The following is a 21,833-nucleotide window of genomic DNA, read 5'->3' as shown; positions in this document are numbered from 1 at the left end:
AAATAAAGGTGCACACTACAAATTACTCATTTTTAGGAACTTGACAAAATTGAAAATTCTAAAAGAGATCTCCTTTGTGGGGCAATGGGTCTATCCATGGTAAGTACCTCTTGTGCCGATGGGGATTGGAGATATAGCACTACTGCAGAATATAGCTGTTTTATGCATGTTTCCAACAAAATATCCAGCAAGAACAATGGAGATACAGGTCAAAATGATTTTTAACCAATTAGTTTTCATCAGAAAAAAAATTGATGATTCCAAGATGTTCAATTATTGCCAATTGTCACCTGTGGACAACTTTTTTCCAATTCGTTGGATGGTATTCCAGTTTCGGGTAGTGATCTCCTTGCCAAAAAGTCGTTCTAAGGCTTCCATGGCTTTTGGCGTTTTGGATTTGCTGAGGTCCAATATACTGAAAATGGTAAGATCCCTTTTATGGATAATCGTGAATGACAGATCGGGGTGTACATAGGGAAGTTTTATATGCGAACCATTATCTTTTTTCAAAAAGGAAACAAATAAACGGATGTCCTTGGTGTGTTCCTCTAAAGCAAAAGGGTCGTGTAGCAACAAGTCTGTGATGGTTCCCGACGGTCGCAGGATGATAGGTATTGGGAATCCGAATGTTTTTTCCAAATGTGTCGAAATCCTATGCTCCAGACCCAGAATATCCTCATCGGAACTTTGGAATATAATGTTCCCTGAATTCAATAGGGTTGCTATGTTTTTGAGACCCAATTTATGCAATTGGGATTTGAGTTCCACCATGGGAACCTTATGGTGGCCACCAACATTGATTCCTCGTAGAAAAGCAACATAAGTCTGTAGATCCGATTTCATAATAGTTGTATTGCTTTCCATGGTTAGGGATGTTTCGGGGGGCTATTTGACTTTAAATTCTGATCGGGGAGCACCCTATTTAAAAGTTTTTCCATCCAACCAACAAAGGGCAGAAAAAGAACAACACCCAATACATTGAAAAGTACATGGGCATTTGCAATTTGGGTTCCAATATCTTGCTCGAAGGATACTAGCTGTACTAGATCCACAAAAGGGAGAAAGAAAACCAGACCAGTGACTATGGTCAAAAGATTGAACAAAAGATGGAACAGGCCTGCCTTTATGGCCTGCCTATTGCCCTTGATCGTTGCCAACAAGGTATCCGCACAGGTACCTAGTTCTGTGCCCAGCATAATGGCAATTCCACCGGCAACGGTAATAAGGTTTTGTTTTCCCAGAACAATGGCCATGCCCACAGTGCCGCTGGAGGACTGGATAATCAGGGTGATAAGTCCACCGACCAAAGTACCTTGAATATAATTGTTGTTTACTTTGGCCATCCATTCCTTAAAGAGGTCGCTATTGTTAAGGGAACTAACAGATTCGCTCATAAGGTATAGCCCAAAGAACAACATGCCGCCAAACAGTAAAATTTGTCCGATGTTCTTGGTCCTTTCTTTCGTGGCAAAGACTTCAAAAATCAATCCAAGAGCTAAAGGTATAATAGCATATTTTGCAATATCCATGGCAATGATCTGACTGGATATGGTGGTCCCGATATTGGCTCCCATAATGATTCCTATGGCCTGTTTGAAGCTGAGCACCTTTGAATTGATTAAAACAATGGTCAGAATGATGACCGCAGATGACGAATCTAGCAGGATGGTGAGCACGGTACCAACAGCAATAGCGGAAAATATGTTCTTGGTATACTTTTCAATAACAAATTTGGCCTTTGTTGAAAATATGCCCTGCATCACTGCAGAAAGTTGGGTGATGGCATAGAGGAACAAAATGAGGCCTCCTAGAAGTAAAGGTGCTATTTCTCCCATGTAGGTGCAAATACTATGGTTGCGGCGCAATATGGTTGCCTTTACAACCGGTATTATTTTGCTCTAAGGTATCAAAAAGCTTTATGAATTAGAGGGATATACAAAAAACAATACAAATTGGGTAAAATTGGCCAAAAGAAAATAGGGGCCCATGAAAAGGTGCAACAAAAAAAGCGACCCCGTTACTGGAGTCGCTTTTAATTAATATATGGTTTTTCCGTCCTTGTTCTTAAAACGGTATTCGAGATACGTATAGGCATCCCTTGGTTGAATTTTCACCCATTTCTTATGTTCCAAAAACCACTTGGAACGAATAGATGGGAAACCTTTTGTGATATAGGCTGCAATAAATGGATGTATATTTAAAATGATACCATTGCCACTTGCAGGGCCTTTCAACAATTTTTCAAGGTCAGAATTAATTTTATCGATCAAAACTATTGGGGCTTCTACTTCTTGCCCTGGGGCATTCGGATTTTCCTCACTGGTTTTGATGTTCATTTCGGGCCTAACCCGTTGTCTTGTAATTTGTATGAGACCAAACTTGCTCGGGGGCAAGATTTTGTGTTTGGCGCGGTCATCTTTCATCTCATCCCTAAGGTGGTCAAAAAGTTTCCTTCTGTGGTCAGGTTTGGACATATCGATGAAATCAACAACGATAATACCTCCCATATCCCGTAATCGCAATTGTCTTGCAATTTCAGATGCTGCCAACAAATTTACTTCCAGAGCCGTATCTTCTTGATTTTTTGCTTTATTGGAACGGTTACCACTGTTAACGTCCACCACGTGGAGCGCTTCGGTATGTTCTATGATCAAGTACGCACCCTTACTCATGGAGGCGGTACGGCCAAAGGAGGTTTTAATTTGCCGATCTATTCCAAATTTTTCAAAAATTGGAACATTGGAATCGTACAACTTTACAATAGATTCTTTTTCTGGTGCAATTTCTTGCACGTAATCCTTTACTTCGGTGTAAAGCGTTTCATCATCTACATAAATTCCTGTGAAAGTATCGTTGAAAACATCCCTTAAAATGGAGGATGCACGGTTCAGTTCTACCAGGACTTTGGATGGATGTGGAGCTTTATACAATTTTTTGCACATTACTGTCCATTTGGTCAGTAAGGTCTGTAGATCTCTGTCCAGTTCGGCTACTTTTTTGCCTTCTGCAACTGTTCTGATAATAACACCAAATCCTTTGGGCTTAATGCTCTTGACGAGCCTTTTTAGCCTTTCTTTTTCTTCCTTGCTCTCAATTTTCTGTGAAACGGAGACCCGGTCGGAAAAAGGGACCATGACCAAATATCGTCCGGCCAATGAAAGCTCGGAACTAATTCTGGGTCCTTTTGTGGAAATGGGTTCTTTAACAATTTGCACCAATAATGATTGATTGGCCTTGATAACATCGTTGATGCTACCATCCTTATCAATCTCTTTTTCAAATGGAAAATCTTTCAGGGTAAAATCTTTCAATTTCCCCGTACTCGCTTTTTTTACAAATTTCAACATGCTCGAAAGCTGTGGTCCCAGGTCGTGGTAATGCAGAAAGGCGTCTTTCTCATAACCAACATTGACGAAGGCAGCATTCAATCCAGTAACTGGTTTACGCACTTTGGCAATTAAGATATCGCCAACGGTAAAGTTGTTACTTTCTTCTTCCTTGTGAAGTTCTGTAAGTTTTCCATCCTTTAATAAGGCAAAATCGACGGCTTCAGGACTAGATCTTACGATCAGTTCTCTATTCACCTGAATCAATTTATACTCATCCCACAATGATATACATCGGTATTGGGACGAATGGATTAAACATTAGTTGTAACAGGCTGTTAAAACCCGTCGAAATTCCGTTATGGAATTTCTATGTCAATGAACTTAATAAAAAGAAAAAGTAGTTATAAAACTACTTTTTCTTGTGTCGGTTAGCTCTCCTACGCTTTTTGCGTTTATGGGTTGCTACCTTATGTCTTTTTCTCTTTTTACCACTAGGCATAAAAATTTACTTTAGGGTTAATACTTTATTTAACTTGTACGTTGCTTTTTACTCCTTCAACAAAAACCTTGGCAGGTTTAAATGCAGGAATGTTGTGCGAAGGTATTTTAATGGTAGTGTTTTTGGAAATATTCCTACCAGTCTTTTCTGCTCTTGTTTTAATAATGAAACTACCAAAACCTCTTAAGTAAACATTGTCTCCATTTTCCAATGAAGTTTTTACCTCTTCCATAAAAGTTTCAACAGTAGCCTGCACATCTCCTTTTTCAATACCCAGTTTTTCTGAGATTCTCGTAACAATGTCTGCTTTTGTCATTTTGTATTATAGATTTTCTATGTGTTTTTTTCGGGTTGCAAATATATGAATTAAATTCAATCTTTTATCTTAAAGGACTTAATTTTAAGTCTATAAACCTTTACTTTTGTCCTTTAGTATTTTTTAAATGTCTTTTTCCCAGAAAATTATCCATTGGTATTCCATCAACAAACGGAGCCTGCCATGGAGGAACACCAAAGATCCCTATAAGATTTGGCTATCTGAAATTATGCTGCAACAGACCCGCGTAGCACAGGGAATGCCCTACTACGAGCGGTTTTTGGATCATTTTCCTTCAGTGCACGATCTGGCCAACGCTTCAGAAGAAGAGGTGTTAAAGCTATGGCAGGGTCTTGGCTATTATTCCAGGGCGCGAAATTTACACGCCACGGCAAAATTAGTTTCAGAAAAATATCATGGGCAATTTCCGAAGTCCTATCGGGGTTTGTTGGAATTGAAGGGTGTCGGTGATTATACCGCCAGTGCCATAGCCTCCTTTTGTTTCGATGAGGCCCAGCCCGTTGTGGATGGAAATGTATACAGGGTGCTGTCGCGTTATTTTGGTATAGATATACCTATTAATAGTACCGAAGGAATAAAGTACTTCAAGGAATTGGCGATAGAGGTGATGGATGCCGATCAAATTGCAGATTATAATCAGGGTATCATGGAATTTGGAGCATTGCAATGCGCCCCCAAAAATCCCTATTGCCTTCACTGTCCCTTAAACGAAGGTTGTGCTGCCCTGGAAAAAGGACGTATTGATTCCTTACCGGTAAAATTAAAGACTACCAAGGTAAGAAACAGGTATTTTAATTACTTGGTGGTATTGGATCAGGACAATACCATTGAACTAAGACAAAGAAGGGGCAAAGGGATCTGGCAAAATCTTTTTGAATTTCCTTTATTGGAATCGGAAAGGAATTATTCGTTGGAGGAAATAACCAATGCTATGGGTTCGGTTTTGGAGCTAAAGGAAACCTCGGAAATTTATCTGTTCAATGACAGGCCCATAGTGCACAAGTTGTCCCATCAGCATTTGCACACCAAATTTTGGATCGTCAAAAGTGTGGGAAAACACCGGAATGGGGTCAACTCGGAAGCGCTGAAAGAATTTCCTGTTCCTGTTTTGATAGCAGACTTTATAAATACATTTAAATTTTAGTATTTTTGATATAAGATTACGACTATGAGCGGTACATTAAATAAGGTGATGCTGATTGGGCATCTGGGAGATGAGGTTAAAATTCATTATTTTGAAGGGGGAAACTGTATTGCGCGTTTTCCTTTGGCAACCAATGAGACCTACACGAACAAACAGACTGGAGAAAGGGTGACCAATACGGATTGGCACAATGTTGTGGTGAGAAACAAGGCGGCCGAAATTTGCGAAAAATATTTGGGCAAGGGCGATAAAATATATGTTGAAGGGAGACTAAAAAACCGTCAATGGCAGGGAGAGGACGGGACCACGCGTTACACTACCGAGGTGCATGTACAGGACTTTACCTTTTTGACAACCAAAAATGAAAGTTCTTCCAATGCCCCAACGGGAGCACCATCTTCCGGGAATGCACCATCGAGCACACATGGGCCGAGTTCCCCAAAAGCAGCACCCCATACCAGTGCACCAGAAGAGGAAGATGATTTACCTTTCTAGACTAATACTATACTAAATTTTGACTGTTGGATCCAGACCCCTTTAGTTTACTGCTTAATTTTTTCGTTTTGGACAGTGCATTGTCACTCCAAGTAATTGTTCTCCTAGTGCTGCTCGGTTGTTCGGCAGTAATTTCTGGAGCCGAAGTTGCTCTGTTTGGACTTTCTCCAACGGATATCAACGAGATCATGGAACAAAAGACCGCCAAAGGAAATATCGTGGTCAAATTGTTGGAACGTCCCAAAAAGTTATTGGCTACCATCCTCATTGCCAACAATACCATCAATATCGGTATTGTGCTTTTGTTCAGTAATATGGGGGATGCTCTTTTTGCCAATATTACCTATATGTGGTTGGGAATAATTTCACTGCGCTTTTTATTGGAAGTCGTCGTGATTACCTTTCTTATTTTAATGTTTGGGGAGATCCTACCAAAAATATACGCCAATAGGAACAGGAAAAGTTTTTCCAATACCATGGCCTACCCCTTGAAGGTGTTGGATTTTGTTTTTACCCCCTTGAGTATGCCCATGAGATCGGCGACCCTGTTCTTGCACAGTAGGTTGGGAAAGCAGAAGTCCAATCTAAGTGTGGATCATTTGTCACAGGCATTGGAGCTCACCTCGGAAGGGGATACCACCAAAGAAGAGCAAAAGATATTACAGGGCATCGTCTCTTTTGGGAACACGGATACCAAACAGGTAATGTTGCCAAGGATAGACATCTTTGCCCTTAATGTGGACATGAAATTTTTGGAAGTCCTGGAGGAAATCAAAAAGAATGGTTATTCCAGGGTTCCGGTATATGAGGAAAATATAGACCATGTGAAAGGGGTACTTTATGTAAAGGATCTTTTGCCTTATATAGAGCGTAAAATGTTCAATTGGTCCACCCTGTTGCGTGAGCCATATTTTGTTCCGGAGAATAAGAAGTTGGATGACCTTTTGATGGAATTCCAAGAAAAGAAGAACCATTTGGCCATTGTGGTGGACGAATATGGTGGAACATCTGGAATTGTGACCCTTGAGGATATCATTGAAGAAATTGTTGGGGATATTATAGATGAGTTTGATGATGAGGACCTGGTCTTTTCAAAATTGGACGATTATAACTATGTATTTGATGGCAAAACAGCATTGAAAGACTTTTACCGTGTAGCGAGGATAGAGCACGAAGGGGAATTTGAGGAACGCAAGGGGGAGTCGGAGACCATAGCTGGCTTTGTGCTGGAAATTGCCGGTAGCTTTCCCAAAAGGGGAGAGAAAATCTTTTTCAAAGGATATACCTTTATAGTGGAGAGCCTTGACAAAAAGAGATTGAGACAAATAAAAATAACATTGCCTAATGAATTTTAAAGCTATTTTCTTGATCCTTCTTTTGATTTGTGCGGTAGGCTGCAAGGATGAGGTGTTTCCCAAGCCCAAGGCCATGTTGCGATTGGAATACCCGGAAATGGCTACCAAAAAATTGGAGGTCGACTGTGCCTATGGATTTGAATATAGCGAACAGGCCCATTTGGAACTCAACAAGGATTGTTCTTTGACGCTTGACTATCCGGATATGAAGGGGTCTATTTTTATAAGTTACAAAAATGTGGAGGGCAACTTACAGAAATTACTGTCAGACGCCCAAAAGTTCTCTTACGAACACGTGGCCAAGGCAGACAATATTTTGGAGCAGCCCTTTGTGAACGAAGGGGACAAGGTGTACGGGATGTATTATGAAGTAAAGGGAAATGCCGCCTCCCAATCCCAATTTTATTTGACAGATAGCATCTCCCATTTTGTTACGGGGTCGCTTTATTTTTATACCAAACCCAATTATGATTCCATTTTACCGGCTGCCGTACACCTGCAAAAGGATGTGCGTCAGATTATGGAGACCATGCGGTGGAACGATTGAAAAACAAAAGGAGGCCCAAGGGCCTCCTTTTGTTTTATGTGTAAAAAAATTCAGTTAATTTCTCTCCAGTAATTTCTCGGCCCTTTCAATACTGCCATTTATTTTTTCCTTGAGGATTTTTACTTTTTCTTCTTCCTCCTTTAGCCATTGCTGCTTTTGTTCGGATAACTCTTTGCCTTTCATGATTTCCTCGTAATCAAAACGGTCACCCAGGCCTTTCATCCAATCCATCATGGCCTTGTTGGCTTCTTGTAGGTCCAATTTGGCTTCCCTATAGATCTGTCCTGTTTCAGTGGAATCTTCCATTTTGTTCAGCTCCCCTACAAGTCGCCCTATTTTTCCCATTTTGGGCATAAGTTCATCGTGGACTGCCATGACTTCTTCCATTTTTGTGGGCTGTTCCTTGTCTTCTTTGCATGAAAATAAAGCTAGGCTACATAATAAGGCTATACTAATAAATGATGTTCTCATCGGTTTCGTTTTGGAATACCACAAAATTAGTATATCGTGCCCAATTCCCCGAGGAAAGAATATTTCAAGTTTCTATTTAAAATAAAAAGCCAGTTCAATGGATTCAAAATTGGTTATAAAAGTTCAATTTTGCATTCAAATTTTCTGACCATGAGCGAACAGACCAAAAAATGGTTTTATTTAATACTCTTGTCCTTAATATGGGGGTCGTCATTTATTCTCATAAAAAAGGCATTGGTGGGGCTAAGTCCTATCCAGGTAGGAGGGTTGCGAATTGTTTTTGCCGGTAGCTTTTTATTGGTCATAGGGTTCCAAAGTTTAAGGGCGATTACCGTATCGGAGTGGAAATGGATCACTGCGGCCGGATTTTTGAGTTCTTTTTTTCCGCCATTTTTGTTTGCTTTGGCGCAGACAGAAATAGATAGTGGGGTAACAGCTATTTTTAATTCCTTGGTGCCATTGAATACCGCTTTGATCGGGACCCTCCTATTTGGTGCCATTATCACCAAAAAGCAGGTACTTGGAATATTTGTTGGCCTTTTGGGAACGGTTGCCCTGATTGCTGCCGGGATGGAATTTAGCCCTAACCAAAATTATTGGTATGCCATCTTCATATTGCTGTCTGCCATGGGATATGCCTTTAATATCAACATAATAAAGAAACACCTGTCTCATTTGAGTCCGCTGGCGGTAACTGCAGGAAGCTTTGCCATGGTAATTTTTCCGGCTTTGGTCATTTTGGTTTATTCTGGATTTTTTACCGAGGTGTGGTCCAATGAGGCCATGCATATGCCTATGGCCTATATCTTTGTCCTGGGAATTGTAGGCACGGCCATCGCCAATTTGTTCTTTAATAAATTGATACGTATTGCCAGTCCTGTTTTTGCCGCTTCGGTGACCTATGTTCTTCCTTTGGTAGCAGTTTTATGGGGTGTTTGGGATGGGGAAAAGCTCAATGCCTATCAATTGATAGGTGCCTTGATCATTCTGCTGGGCGTTTGGATGGTCAACAAAAAAAGAAAAGCACCCAAGACTGTTTAGGGCAGACTTGGGTGCTTCCAAAAAAATTAGGTTCAATTATTGAAAATCCGCTGGGGTCACCCCATCGTTTATCTTAATATCCTGTACGATAAAGTCGATCTTTTGAGGGCCCATACTTTGGATCATTTGGAACGGGAACAAAATTCCCGATACTTCTTTGTAATCACCATATCCAAATGTAGTACTCATTTTTTGTCCTTGGGCTTCCACGGTTATGGCATCTTGAATTTTAAGTCCTGTCTCCATGCTGTAAAAAGATGTTTTTTCGTCTGTTACTTTTATTTTAAAAGCCTTTTGACCATCTATCATTTCAATTCCTTCCAAGGTGGCACTGCCATTTAAATAATCCATTTCTGGGAAAGGGGAAGATTCTGCCCTTAATTTTTTAAGCTCCTCTTCTTCTAGCTCTTTGCGCTGCCCTTGCATCACCATATACCCCTTATCGCCATCAATGACCTGCTTGCTCATGGAATTCCCCATGACCTTTACGTCTTGCATGAATTGGTCTTTTGATGTTTTTTTCATCTCAAGGTCTAGCTTCATCCCTTGCATTTCTGCTTGGGCAACCATGGCAAAGGAATTGACTTTTTCCAAGTTGGATTTGCCACCTATGGCTTCCAAATAGGATTCAAGAACGGTTTTTGCCGTGGTGCCTTCCGGAATGGCTACCTCATATTTGGGCTTGTCCACCTTGTTGACATCTTTGTCATAATAATGGATTGGAATCTTTTTCCCATTAAAGGTTACCTGCTCCAAATTGTCCAATACCTCACTGCCTTTTCCGGCTACCACTACTCTTGCTTTTTCCACGCTGAAATACTTTTTGGCAGCGGCTTGCACTTCTTCGATGGTAATGGCATTGATGCGCTCCAGATACGTCTTGTAAAAATCTTTCGGAAGTCCTTCTGTTTCTATGTTCAATGCATAACCAGCAATAGTCTCAGGTCTTTCAAGGGCCATGATAAAATTGCCGATATACTTTTCCTTGGTGTTGGCCAGTTCTTCTGCTGTAACGGGTTCTTTTATTATCCTATCGATCTCCTTTAGAATCTCCACTACAGAGCTGTCGGTTACCGCGTTTCTGACACTTGCCGTGGCCATAAATCTTGACGGGGCATATTTGTCATTGCCCACTCGGGAATAAGAGCCATAAGTGTAGCCTTTGTCTTCCCTTAGATTTAGGAATAAACGGCCTTCACCCCCTCCACCTAATATCTGATTGGTTACCAGGGCCGCCAAGTAATCTGGACTGCTCATTTTTAAATTAACCAAACTTTCAACAGCAATTTCGGATTGCACTGCGTTAGGGACATCCACAAAATTGATTTGTGTGTACAGGGCATCTTTTGGATTGGTGTACTCAAAAGAAGGAGGAGTGGCTTTGGTCCAAGGGGTAAAGTATTTCTTCACCATTTTCTCAACTTCTTTTGGATTTACATCTCCAATGACAATTAAATAAGCATTTGCAGGAACAAAGTAGCTGCTGTAAAACTGCTTCGCATCGGCAAGGGAAACATTGTTGACGGTTTCTTCAGTGGTGAACTCACCATATGGGTGCTCCTTTCCATAGGCAAGAGCCGCCTGAGCCCTGCTGGCAATGGCAGAAACATCCTTCTCTTGGGATTTTAGCCCAGTGATCAATTTGTCTTTTTCCTTATCAAATTCCTCTTGGGTAAAATTGGGGTTTATTGCGGCATCAGCCATTAATTCCAGTATCCTTGGGAAGTATTTTGATAAGGAACTTGCACGGGCACTTTGGGAGCCAAAACTAATACTTGCCCCTAAAAAGTCTACCTCTTCGTTGAAGGCGTCTTTGGAGATAGTTGTGGATCCATTGCCCAATAGGCTGGAAACAAAGGAGCGCACCCCGGCCTTTTTCCCTTCTGCGATAGGCGGATTGTCTATAAGGAGTTGAATATTGACCCGTGGGAGTTTGTGGTTTTCCACAACCAATACCTTAAGGCCGTTCTTGAGTTCAAAACGAACAGGCTCTTTGAGGTTTATTTCGGGAGCAGGTCCCGGTTCGGGCATTTTGGTTCTATCTACCTGCGCACTAATGGTCAGGGCCATAAATGCCAAAACCAGAGTTGTTATTATTTTTTTCATCATGTTGTTAATTTGCTGGTTTTTGTTCTGGTAAATAATCGATAACCACGCGTTGGTTAGGGTTCAGATATTTGTTGGCAACAGCCTTCATTTCTTCTCTGGAAATAGATCTGTAGATTTCGATTTCCTTATTGATCAGGGAGGTGTCCCCGTAAAGAAGATAATTGGTTGCCAATGATCCTGCGATTCCTTCCACGCTTGAATTGGAATTCACGAATCTATTTTCAAATTTGTTCTGTAGTTTTTGGTAATCTTTTTCTGAGATCAGATCGGTTCTCACCTTGGCAATTTCTTCCTCTGCCTCGGAGACCAAGGTGTCCAGACTAGTTTCACCTACAGGAAGCCCAAAAATGAGGTACATTCCATAATCTTCCTGCCCAATATTAAAGGCGCCAATTTGAAGGGCCTGTTTCTGCTCGTCCACCATTTTTTTGTAAAGTTTTGAGCTCTTTCCGTCACTAAGGTAAGATGATATCATATCCAGAACATAGGCATCCCTTTCTTTAAAGCCGGGAGTTCTGTATCCCACAATGGCCGCCGGTATCTGGATATTGGCGTCGTAGGCCGTAATTTCAACTTCTTTGGTAATTGGTTCTTCGGTAGGATAATTTCTGGTCACAGGTGCTCCCTTCGGGATAGGTGCAAAATAATCCTGTATCATTTTTTTGGTCTCACTGATATTGATATCACCCGCTACAACCAAAACAGCATTGTTTGGAACATAATACTTTTTGTTGTAGGCCACTACATCCTCTAGGGTGGCGGCATCAAGGTCTGCCATATATCCAATGTTCGGGTCCTTGTAAGGGTGTTTTTCAAACAGGCTCTTGCCCACTACGGGAAGAATCTGGCCATAGGGTGAATTGTCATAGCGTAGTCTCTTCTCTTCCTTTACCACCTCATTTTGAGTATCTATCCCTTTTTGGTCAATCACTGGATGAAGCATGCGCTCAGATTCCAACCAAAGTCCCAATTTTAAATTGTTGGAGGGGAATACTTCATAGTAGTAGGTTCTGTCTTGAGAGGTGTTGGCATTGTTCCTTCCGCCATTGGAAGATACTATTTCGAACCACTTGCCTCTTTCTATGTTTTTGGTCCCTTCAAAAAGAAGGTGTTCAAAAAAATGGGCAAATCCTGTCCTTCCTTCCGTTCTGTCCTTGCCCCCTACATGGTACATCACAGAAGTGGTCACCAAGGGAGCGGAATTGTCCTGGTGTAAAATGACATGGAGTCCATTGTCCAGGTCATATTCCTCATAGGCCACTTCTTGGGCCCCTATCTGTGTTGCTGTGAACAGCGTACAAACAGCCAATAATAATTTTCCTTTCATTGTAATCAGTGTTTAAATTCTCGATTGTGTTTAGTTAGTAGCAAAATACAGAATTTGTTACAACAATGAAGAGTATTTTCTGTATATTTTTGCGGGCTTCTTAATTCTTTATAGAGAATTATTGGAAGAAATGATGAATATTCTGTAACTTAATGGTCTAAACCAAAATTATTAGCATATGATGAGATTTGCTCTTCCTATTAGATTTGGAATTGCCACCAGTGGCTCCCTGATTGCGTACTTTTTAATATTGTCGCTTTTTGGCCTGCATACCAATGTATTTTACAGTCTTTTTAACGGTGTTATCACCGGCTTCGGGATTTACGAGGCCATCAAGTACCTCCGTATTCAGGACGGGAATGCCTTCAACTATGCTAAAGGGTTTAGTGCTGGTATCGTTACTGGATTTATGGCGACCATTATATTTACTATTTTTTTCGCCTTTTATGCTACAGAAATTAATACTGGTTTCTTGGCTGAGCTATCCAAGGTTTGGTTCAAAGATTATAAGACAGAAGGGGGGATCGTTTTCTTTACGGTAGCTATCATGGGTTTTTCCACTTCCTTGGTGTTGACCTTGGCCTTTATGCAGTTGTTCAAAACAACTAAGAAAAATTAAAAAACAACCTCATTAAAAATAAAAAAACACTTGTAGGTTAGCAATTTAGCAGTATATTTGCACCCGCCTATGTAAAAATAGGTAATCTTTGAATTAATAATTAATATACACGCTATGTACGCAATTGTAGAGATAGCAGGGCAGCAATTTAAAGTTGCAAAAGACCAAAAAGTGTATGTTCACCGCTTGCAAGACGAAGAAGGTAGCAAAGTTACCTTTGATAACGTTCTTTTGTTGGAAGATGGTAAGGACATCACAATTGGCGCCCCAGCTATAGACGGAGCCGCTGTTGAGGCGAAAGTCGTAAAGCACCTTAAGGGTGACAAAGTAATCGTCTTCAAAAAGAAAAGACGTAAGGGTTACAAAAAGAAAAACGGTCACCGTCAGTATTTGACTGAGATTGTAATTGAAAGTATTGTTGCTTCCGGCGCTACAAAAGCTGCTAAGAAAGAAGCTCCAAAGAAAGAAGCTAAACCAGCTGCTGCCGCTCCTAAAAAAGAGGCTGCCCAAACTGAAGACTTAAGCAAATATACTGTTGCTGAGTTGAAAGAGATGGCAAAAGCAAAAGGTATCGAAGGGATTTCTTCAATGAAAAAATCTGACTTGATTGACGCTTTAAGTAAATAGTTAAGAATTAAAACAAAATATCATGGCACATAAGAAAGGTGTTGGTAGTTCCAAGAACGGTAGGGAATCAGAATCGAAACGTTTGGGCGTTAAGATTTTTGGTGGACAAGCTGCTGTTGCTGGAAATATCATCGTAAGACAACGTGGTACTAAGCATAATCCAGGTGAAAATGTTTATGCTGGAAAAGATCATACCCTACACGCTAGAGTTGATGGTCTTGTAAAATTTGAGAAGAAAGCAGGAGGTAAATCCTTCGTTTCCATTGAACCTTTCGAGGCATAAGGAACCGCTCTTTTAAAATTTAAAACCCTCTTTGGAAACAAAGGGGGTTTTTTTATGACTTATTTTCATTGGGTAACATGTTGGCCCCTGTGTTGAGAATGTAGGTAAAAACGGACGGTAAAGTGCGTAATTAATATTTTTTTTTGAGCCAACTTCTTATTTGGGTGACTGAAAAAATCGTTTTTATCAAAATAAATTCAATATTTTTGATTGTAAACCAGCCAAATTGAACAGACTTCAAAGAATTCTCATTGCTTTAATATTGGTGATGCCCTATGGTATCCACGCCCAATGTGAAGATAAAGGGACTGTCACGATCACCATTTGTGATATGACCGTCATTGATGGCGACGGCGATACTTTTCCTGATGGAATAATAAATCTTTACGACGAATACTTCAATGCCACGGGTGATAATGTGGGAATAGGAACATGGAATGACCCTAATTTTGATTTTGTCCTTGATCCGAATACTGGGGACGTAAATCTATGGGGACTTTCCAATGCATCGGAGGCTGCCGATGATTATACGTATATCCTTTATCAAAATGGATGTCCGGACCCTGCTTTAATAATGAATGTCATCCTAGGGGCTTTTTCAGGAACCGCACTGCCACCCTCGGGACCAAATTCTGTTAATGCCCAAGTGTGTAACTCAGAGAGTCCGTGTACAGACATAGAACCGTACAATCTTTTTGAGGCCTTGCAGACAACACCAAGTCCACATCTCAACGGTTCATGGATTTATGAAGGTAGCAGTCCAAGCTTTGTAGAAATAGATGGGTCAGATCTGTATGTGGATATTCCCTATCGACCGGGAGGTGGTATCATAGAGGAGACCTTCACATTGACCTATGTTGTTCCTGGGATAGGTTCTTGTACTCCCGAATCGCGAACAAATGTTAGAGTCTCTGTGGTCAGGAGGCCTTCCACTGGTGAGTCCAATCCGGCCGCTATTTGTGAACAGGATATCATTAATGGCATCTATGATGTTGATATTTCCCTGTCCAATGACCTTTACCTTTTGGATGAAGATTTGGAAGGAACCTGGTCAGGAAGTCTAAATACTGTAGGAGAGGTATCCAACCCGGCAGATCAGTTAGTGAACATAAGAAATATATACGATAACCTGATCAGTACAAATCCCAGATTTGGTTATGAAATATTTACTTTTAAATATTCGGCCAAGAAAAGGTCTGGGGTCTGCTTTGATTCTGAAACGGAAATTCCATTTATAATTTTTGAAGCCCTACGACCATTTGGTCAGGCTCAGGATCGGATTGTTTGTAGGGATGGGACCCAACCTGCATCCATTGACCTACTGGATGAATTGGTATTCACCACTGAAAATGGTATTACCTATGATTACCAACCGGGAGACCAAGCCCATTGGTCTTTCGTTTCAGGCCCTGCCACCCCTGCCATAACTACCGCAGGCGTTGTGGATATATCGGGTCTTGGGGTGGGAACCTATGTATTTAGATACGATGTGGATGCGTCAATCAACTGCAGTGGCAACTGCCCAACACTCAGTTATAAATCCAATGAATGTGATGCGAGTTTCAGCAGTGCAACACCTTGTGGTTCCGAAAGTGCTCTGGTGACCGTGGTCATAACAGACCCTTTGTACGCAGGTGAGGACACAGCTAATATAGAGCTGTGCATGGATGGTGCTCCCATAGATCTTATTTCCCATTTGGCAACCAATGGTACGGCAGTTTATAGAGGTTCCAATGGGGAGTGGACCGATGGTCTAGGTAATGTAATCCCAAATGATTTTGTTGCTGCTCCATTAGTAGGTAGCCAGACTTATAATTTTACCTATACTACCACAAATAACGGGAGCTGTGTAGATGAAGCCCAATTGAATTTTACGGTTTTCGAACCAAGTTTTGCCGGTGTGGGAACCAGCATTGAGTTTTGCTCCGATGCCGCCGCTTTTAACCTGTTTGATTTGCTTACCGGAACAAAAAGCAGTAATGGAACTTGGAGTGGGCCAGGGGGGTATTCCGAGTCTTTTATGGGTGTTTTTGATCCAAATACGGGTGTGTCGGGGGATTATGTATATACGGTGCCTGCTAATGGACCCTGTGCGGCCGAGGAGGCAATTGTCAGTGTTACGGTCAATCCAAAACCTGAAGCCGGAATGGATTTTAATGTTACTCTTTGTCAGTCTGAAGGGCTGGTAGATTTATTCCTATTATTGGACAGTGCAACAGATACCGATGGGGATTTTTATATTACCTCGTCCAATACCTTGGTGGATCAAGGGATACTAGATCTCGTTACGGTCTCTAATAGTACTTTGGGGTTGGAATATAGAATCGATAGAGGAAATACATGCACCCCGGATATGGCAGCCATTCAGGTTAGTATAACCACCGTTGAGGCCCCCATGGTTTCAGATCAGAGCTATTGTATTTTGGAAGGGGCTACCCTTCAGTCTGTAAACGTTAACAGTAATATGGATTTCGTTTGGTACGAATCGCTAGAATCTGATGAAGTTTTAAGTGCGGATTCGGTATTGAAAAACAAAACATATTATGTAGCCAATGTGGACCCGAACGGATGTGAATCGGTAAGAGTGCCCATGACCGTTACCATTTTTAATATTGGTGCTGCCAACAACTGCAAACCAAATGTAATGGACGGTGTTTCTCCCAATAACGACGGTATCAATGATGTTTTGGATTTGGGGGATCTTGAAAATGCGTTTCCAGATTTCCAGATTACCATCTATAATAGGTTCGGGGCAAAAGTTTACAAGGGAAGAACAGGGACGCCTTATTTTTCTGGCCTTTCAAATATAGCACCTAGTTTGGGTAATGATCTGCCCTCTGGGGTCTATTTCTTTGTATTTGAGCCCAACGATAATATTAATGGAGCATTCCAGGATACTTTTTATTTGAGTAAATAGTGCATGAAACAGAACATAAGCATCATATTACTATTCCTTGTCGCCCTGTGCAGCGCACAACAGGAAGCACAGTATACCCAGTATATGTACAATATGAATGTGGTGAACCCCGCTTACGTGACCAATGACCCGGGAATTCTTTATTTGGGCAGCCTTTACAGGACCCAATGGACAGGTATAGAAGGTGCCCCCAGAACAGCAAATGTTTTTGCGAATCTGCCCTTAAATGAGAAAACGGAATTAAGCTTTAATTATGTCAATGACCAGATAGGGGATGTACTTACCGAAAATACCTTTGGGGTCAATTATGCCTATATCATACAACTGAACAGGGACACAAAACTTTCCATGGGTCTTAAGGCGGGGATCAGTGACCTGGCCTTCGATTTTTCCCGAACCAATGTAAATCAAGACCCTAGTTTTCAAAATAGTAATAGGACCTTGATCAATATAGGGGCAGGGGCTTTTTTGTTTTCAGACAACTACTATATAGGCCTGTCTGCGCCTAATTTTCTTCCTGCTGATATCAATTCCAACAACGAAAACCTATATGAGCGCAAGATGCAATTCTACCTTATGTCCGGATATATTTTTGAGATGAACAGGGACTTAAAACTTAAACCGTCCTTTGTGGTAAAACAAGCATTGGGTACACCCCTGAGCTTTGACCTGTCTATGAATGCATTGGTCTATGATACCTTTGAAGCAGGGATTTCCTATAGGTATCAAGAGTCTGTCGCTTTTTTGGCTGCTGTGGATCTTGCCTATAATTTTAGAATAGGTTACGCCTACGATTATAATACAAATAAATTGAATGATTTCAATAATGGTAGCCACGAAATCATCCTATTGTACAATTTTGAATTTGTAAGATCTAAAAAATATACCTCACCAAGGTTCTATTGATTATGGTAAAAAAACTCGCCATTATTGTCTTTATTATTGGTTTCCAATCGGTATTGGGACAGAAGAATAGGGCTGACCGCTATTTTGAGGCAGGAGATTACCTCAATGCCGCAGAATTCTATGAATTGCAATGGAAAAAGGACAACAGTAAGGAAACCTTACAAAAATTGGCCATATGTTATTATAACACCTTTCAATATGAAAAGGCCATTCAGTCCCTAGCCCAATTGTTCAATGGTAGATTCAAGGAGGAAGACAAATACTACGACAATAAGTATAATTTTATGCACTATCAGTTCCTTTCGGCGGTGGGCGACTATGAAAGGGCAATAGATTATCTGGTGTTGTTCAAAAATAACAGGGGAATACTGCCTCCCCGTAAAGATGAGGCAAGGGAAGAGGTAGAGACCTTTAAGCTTAAGAAGGCGGATTATGAAATAAAAAAGGCTCCTTTCAATTCTGATGCGGCAGATTTCGGAGCCCTAAAATTAGGGGACTCCATTTATTTTACATCCGATAGGGGAAATGCGAATGATAAAAAGTACAATTGGACCCATAGGCCGTTCCTCGATATTTACAGTTTTGGTGTCAATAAGGAGAATAAAGCGGTGGGCGAGCCAAGTTCCATCTCTAGTTCGATAAATTCCAGTCTTCATGAAGGGTCATTCTGTTTTTCTAAAAGTGGGGATACCCTATATCTTTCCAAAAGCGATATTGAAGAAGGCAAGGCTGTCTTTGATGAGGACAACAATAACAATGTGCAGTTGTTTATTAGTGTTAAAAGGGACGGCAAATGGCAGAAGCCTACCAAACTTCCTTTTAGTTCAAGTGAGTATACCTTTGAACACCCAACCCTAAGTCCGGATGGGAAAAGACTGTATTTCTCTTCGAATGTCCTTGGAAGTGTAGGCGAATACGACATTTATTACGTGACCATCAATGGTGATGGCACCTATGGTACGCTAAAAAACTTGAGCTACATTGTCAATACGGAGAATAGGGAGCAGTTCCCATATATTTCAGAAGAAGGGCATTTGTTTTTTTCATCCAATGGTCATTTGGGACTGGGTATGTTAGATGTATTTGTATCTGAATGGAAGGACGGAAAATTTAGTAAACCAATAAATTTAGGGGCACCCATCAATTCCCGTTATGACGATTTTGGAATGCGGTACAATGATATTAAAACAGGTTATTTCGCCTCCAACCGGGATGACAAAAATGATGATGTCTACAGTTTTGAGCAAACAGGGGAGATTTTTAAACGAGAATACATCAATCAGTTTGAAGTAAGGGATATGGTAACCCACGAGTACATCCCCAATTCAGAAGTTGTACTGTATTTAAACGATAGTATTGTTTATCAGAACACTTTGGACAGTATTGCCCGGTTCAACAGCAATCTTTTGCCCGGGACATATACTTATGAAGTAAGGGTAGTGGGTTATCTTGACAAAGTGATGGTGGTGGATGCAAAAGACGAGCAAGATCAAAAACATGTGATATTGCTTGTTAAAAATGAAACAGCTCTAATTGAAGATATTATTAAGGACAAATCAGTGGCTTCCCAAGAGGTAATCAAACTATTATTGGCAGACCCCGATCCCCCTAGAATCATTAGTAAGGACGGCAAGTTGTATTTTGACATGCCGCCTATTTATTTTGATTTTGACAGGTGGGAGATCCGCAGTGACTCCAAAAAAATATTGGATGGGCTAACTGCCAAAATGATTAAATATCCAAGCCTTCAGATTAAAATCAGTGCCCATACAGACAATAGGGGAACCGATATTTACAATCAGGTGCTTTCCGAGAAAAGGGCAGAGTCCACCAGAAATTATTTGTCAACTGTGGGTGGTGTAGATGCAAGAAGGATGAGTTTTAAGGGGTATGGAGAATCTATACCGCTTATGGATTGCAGTGCTGAATGCTCAGAGGTAGACCATCAAAAAAATAGAAGGAGCGAGTTCGAGATTATAAAATATTGATATGAGTCCTTTTTTTATTTAATAGGGATGGTTTTTAGAGCGGGGAGCGGTTAATTTTAACATATCAAACAATAAAACTACCATATTATGAAAAAATTGATAGCCTGCAGTTTTCTTTCCCTGTCCTTATTGTTCTCCAGTTGTTTGGGCTCTTTTAGTGCCTTCAACAACCTGAAAGATTGGAATCAGGGTGTTTCCGATAGTAGGTTCGTGAACAACTTGATCTTTTGGGGACTCAACATTATTCCCGTGTATGGCCTCTTTTTCGTAGGGGATGCGCTAATCTTCAACGTGATCGAATTTTGGTCGGGTTCCAATCCAATCGCCATGGATGATGGGGATTCGGAAGTACAGATCGTGGAAAAAGACGGTAATACCTATGAAATGATTGCCTCTAAAAACAGAATGGAAATTACTGTATTGGAAGGCCCTAAAAAAGGCAACAAGGTTGATTTGGTCTATAAGCCCCATGAAAAATCATGGAATGCCATTAAACCCAATGGAGAAATTATAAAGCTTTCTTCCTTTAAAGAAGGTTTTTACATTGTGTACATGCCCAATGGGGAAGAAGTTAAAATAAATCCTTTACAGCCTAGAGAGGAAGGATTGGCCGTGCTTAAAGAGCAGACAGATTGCTATTACTTGGACGGTATGTTGGCCGAGGTAGATTAAAAATAGCTATGGCAAGTTAAAGCCCTTGGTTCTTTGATGAACCAAGGGCTTTTTTTTGTTCTGCTACCACTGTTGGCTTCTGAATTTTTTGGATTTGGCAAAGGAAACCGTTTGGATCAGGTATTCCTCCAAATCATAGGAAGGGATGGGCATTATGCTTTCCAGCAGGGACGTGTCCCATTGATTGGGTTTGGAGGTGAGATAGGGATTCAGGTGAATCCCGATGGTCTCATAATAGAACTTCTCCAAATCCGATTTAAAACCCGTCATGGCATTGATTTTTTCGTTGGTGAAACTAAAATTATCAAAACCTACAACATCAAAAATTTTGGACATCCCGGCCATTAGGTTTGTTTCCTTGGAATGGACGATATTCAATTGCTTTATCTCTCTATCCATGGCCTTGACAATAACCTTTGCGGCATAATCTGTTGGAATAATATTAAGTCCGGCTGTTTCAGTGGTGGAAATACGTATAAGGTCGCCCGAATTGCTATTGTGGAAAAATTTGGCAAAAAGATAAAAGACCATGTACTTCGATATAAAAAAGTGGGGCTGGTCCTTGATGTTGCCCCCCAAAACGCTGGGCCTTAGGATTTGTATTGGAATGTTCTGCGCTTTGCCCGCCTGTAGTAGATATTTTTCCGAAGCATGCTTGGATGCCTCGTAATGGTTGCGGTACTTCCCCTTGTCCTTGGTGGAGTAATCGTTGTCCAGGAAACCACCGATATCCCCTGCAGCAAAGGCGGTACTGATATAGATGAACTTTTTTATATAGGCCGAATAGGCTTTGAAAATATCCTTGGTGAATTCAAAATTCTCCTTGAATATGTCCTCCTTGGCCTCGATATCTGTCGATAGATTCACAAACCCTGCAGAATGGATAAAAAAATTGATCTTCACATCTCCTAAAAAAGACTTTGGGTTCAATAGGAGGGTTGCATCGATTACCTGGATCTTATCAATAATCTGCTGAAGGTTGCTTTTGATGAAGTTGGGCGCATATTCACTACGTAGCATTTTAAGGATGCGCTCCTCTGGAGTGATTGAATTTTTACTTCGAATGGGTAAAAAAACCTTTTCTATGCTTGGGAATTTTTGTTCGAAGAGGGAGAAAAGAATCTTCGAACCTAATGTTCCGGTGGCTCCAGTTAAAATAATATTCAT

Annotated in this window: 21 protein-coding genes; 13 read left to right on the top strand and 8 right to left on the bottom strand. The window is 40.9% G+C overall.

Annotated features, from left to right (window positions below; all coding sequences use genetic code 11):
- Window positions 1-96: 96 nt before the first annotated feature.
- Window positions 97-225 (top strand): hypothetical protein, encoded by a 129-nt coding sequence (locus WAA86_RS00555; RefSeq protein WP_337299015.1) that lies wholly within the window; start codon window positions 97-99, stop codon window positions 223-225.
- A gap of 48 nt (window positions 226-273) precedes the next feature.
- On the opposite strand, the gene WAA86_RS00550 is transcribed toward WAA86_RS00555, so the two are convergent.
- From WAA86_RS00550 to WAA86_RS00535, 4 genes are all read right to left on the bottom strand, one after another.
- Window positions 274-864 (bottom strand): DUF1697 domain-containing protein, encoded by a 591-nt coding sequence (locus WAA86_RS00550; RefSeq protein WP_337299014.1) that lies wholly within the window; start codon window positions 862-864, stop codon window positions 274-276.
- 2 nt (window positions 865-866) lie between these two features.
- The gene (locus WAA86_RS00545) at window positions 867-1,835 is read right to left on the bottom strand and encodes a Na/Pi cotransporter family protein (protein ID WP_337299013.1); all 969 of its coding nucleotides are present in this window, start codon (window positions 1,833-1,835) and stop codon (window positions 867-869) included.
- A 201-nt stretch (window positions 1,836-2,036) separates the two neighbouring features.
- Entirely contained in the window at window positions 2,037-3,584 is a 1,548-nt protein-coding gene (locus WAA86_RS00540) for a ribonuclease E/G (RefSeq protein ID WP_337299012.1), read from the bottom strand.
- A gap of 269 nt (window positions 3,585-3,853) precedes the next feature.
- Entirely contained in the window at window positions 3,854-4,144 is a 291-nt protein-coding gene (locus WAA86_RS00535; protein WP_062059236.1) for an HU family DNA-binding protein, read from the bottom strand.
- A 127-nt stretch (window positions 4,145-4,271) separates the two neighbouring features.
- Here WAA86_RS00535 and mutY point away from each other — a divergent pair, with 127 nt between their 5' ends.
- Genes mutY through gldD form a run of 4 tightly spaced genes read left to right on the top strand, consistent with a single transcriptional unit; the run spans window position 4,272 to window position 7,706 of the window.
- Window positions 4,272-5,309 carry an A/G-specific adenine glycosylase gene (gene mutY / locus WAA86_RS00530; protein ID WP_337299011.1) on the top strand — a complete coding sequence of 346 codons (1,038 nt, stop codon included), beginning with the start codon at window positions 4,272-4,274 and terminating at the stop codon, window positions 5,307-5,309.
- Between the two features lie 24 nt (window positions 5,310-5,333).
- On the top strand, window positions 5,334-5,804 hold the full coding sequence (gene ssb, locus WAA86_RS00525; RefSeq protein WP_337299010.1) for a single-stranded DNA-binding protein: 471 nt from the start codon (window positions 5,334-5,336) through the stop codon (window positions 5,802-5,804).
- Between the two features lie 26 nt (window positions 5,805-5,830).
- Entirely contained in the window at window positions 5,831-7,159 is a 1,329-nt protein-coding gene (locus WAA86_RS00520) for a gliding motility-associated protein GldE (RefSeq protein ID WP_337299009.1), read from the top strand.
- Window positions 7,149-7,706: a gliding motility lipoprotein GldD gene (gene gldD, locus WAA86_RS00515; RefSeq protein ID WP_337299008.1), complete on the top strand. Its 558-nt coding sequence runs from the start codon at window positions 7,149-7,151 to the stop codon at window positions 7,704-7,706. The genes WAA86_RS00520 and gldD overlap by 11 nt, the downstream gene beginning before the upstream one ends.
- Before the next feature lie 54 nt (window positions 7,707-7,760).
- Here the strand turns inward: gldD and WAA86_RS00510 are convergent, their stop codons facing one another.
- On the bottom strand, window positions 7,761-8,177 hold the full coding sequence (locus tag WAA86_RS00510) for a hypothetical protein (protein ID WP_337299007.1): 417 nt from the start codon (window positions 8,175-8,177) through the stop codon (window positions 7,761-7,763).
- Window positions 8,178-8,327: 150 nt separating this feature from the next.
- Between WAA86_RS00510 and WAA86_RS00505 the strand changes: the two genes are divergently transcribed.
- The gene (locus WAA86_RS00505) at window positions 8,328-9,218 is read left to right on the top strand and encodes a DMT family transporter (protein ID WP_337299006.1); all 891 of its coding nucleotides are present in this window, start codon (window positions 8,328-8,330) and stop codon (window positions 9,216-9,218) included.
- 36 nt (window positions 9,219-9,254) lie between these two features.
- On the opposite strand, the gene WAA86_RS00500 is transcribed toward WAA86_RS00505, so the two are convergent.
- Complete coding sequence (locus WAA86_RS00500) at window positions 9,255-11,324, bottom strand: M16 family metallopeptidase (protein ID WP_337299484.1); 2,070 nt, start codon at window positions 11,322-11,324, stop codon at window positions 9,255-9,257.
- A 7-nt stretch (window positions 11,325-11,331) separates the two neighbouring features.
- Window positions 11,332-12,654 (bottom strand): M16 family metallopeptidase, encoded by a 1,323-nt coding sequence (locus WAA86_RS00495; protein ID WP_337299005.1) that lies wholly within the window; start codon window positions 12,652-12,654, stop codon window positions 11,332-11,334.
- A gap of 178 nt (window positions 12,655-12,832) precedes the next feature.
- Between WAA86_RS00495 and WAA86_RS00490 the strand changes: the two genes are divergently transcribed.
- The 7 genes from WAA86_RS00490 (at window position 12,833) to WAA86_RS00460 (ending at window position 20,666) form a co-directional block, all read left to right on the top strand.
- Window positions 12,833-13,273 carry a DUF4199 domain-containing protein gene (locus tag WAA86_RS00490; RefSeq protein WP_337299004.1) on the top strand — a complete coding sequence of 147 codons (441 nt, stop codon included), beginning with the start codon at window positions 12,833-12,835 and terminating at the stop codon, window positions 13,271-13,273.
- A gap of 114 nt (window positions 13,274-13,387) precedes the next feature.
- Window positions 13,388-13,900: a 50S ribosomal protein L21 gene (gene rplU / locus WAA86_RS00485; protein ID WP_337299003.1), complete on the top strand. Its 513-nt coding sequence runs from the start codon at window positions 13,388-13,390 to the stop codon at window positions 13,898-13,900.
- A 22-nt stretch (window positions 13,901-13,922) separates the two neighbouring features.
- Entirely contained in the window at window positions 13,923-14,183 is a 261-nt protein-coding gene (gene rpmA / locus WAA86_RS00480) for a 50S ribosomal protein L27 (RefSeq protein WP_163420359.1), read from the top strand.
- A 226-nt stretch (window positions 14,184-14,409) separates the two neighbouring features.
- Window positions 14,410-17,100 carry a gliding motility-associated C-terminal domain-containing protein gene (locus WAA86_RS00475; RefSeq protein WP_337299002.1) on the top strand — a complete coding sequence of 897 codons (2,691 nt, stop codon included), beginning with the start codon at window positions 14,410-14,412 and terminating at the stop codon, window positions 17,098-17,100.
- A 3-nt stretch (window positions 17,101-17,103) separates the two neighbouring features.
- Window positions 17,104-18,006, top strand: coding sequence for a PorP/SprF family type IX secretion system membrane protein (locus WAA86_RS00470; RefSeq protein WP_337299001.1), 903 nt, complete (start codon window positions 17,104-17,106; stop codon window positions 18,004-18,006).
- A gap of 2 nt (window positions 18,007-18,008) precedes the next feature.
- Complete coding sequence (locus tag WAA86_RS00465) at window positions 18,009-19,994, top strand: OmpA family protein (protein WP_337299000.1); 1,986 nt, start codon at window positions 18,009-18,011, stop codon at window positions 19,992-19,994.
- An 87-nt stretch (window positions 19,995-20,081) separates the two neighbouring features.
- Complete coding sequence (locus WAA86_RS00460; RefSeq protein WP_337298999.1) at window positions 20,082-20,666, top strand: DUF3332 domain-containing protein; 585 nt, start codon at window positions 20,082-20,084, stop codon at window positions 20,664-20,666.
- 63 nt (window positions 20,667-20,729) lie between these two features.
- Here the strand turns inward: WAA86_RS00460 and WAA86_RS00455 are convergent, their stop codons facing one another.
- The gene (locus WAA86_RS00455; RefSeq protein ID WP_337298998.1) at window positions 20,730-21,833 is read right to left on the bottom strand and encodes an SDR family oxidoreductase; all 1,104 of its coding nucleotides are present in this window, start codon (window positions 21,831-21,833) and stop codon (window positions 20,730-20,732) included.

Source organism: Sediminicola sp. 1XM1-17 (assembly GCF_037203765.1).
GTDB lineage: Bacteria > Bacteroidota > Bacteroidia > Flavobacteriales > Flavobacteriaceae > Sediminicola.
This window is presented reverse-complemented; position numbering and strand designations above follow the sequence as displayed.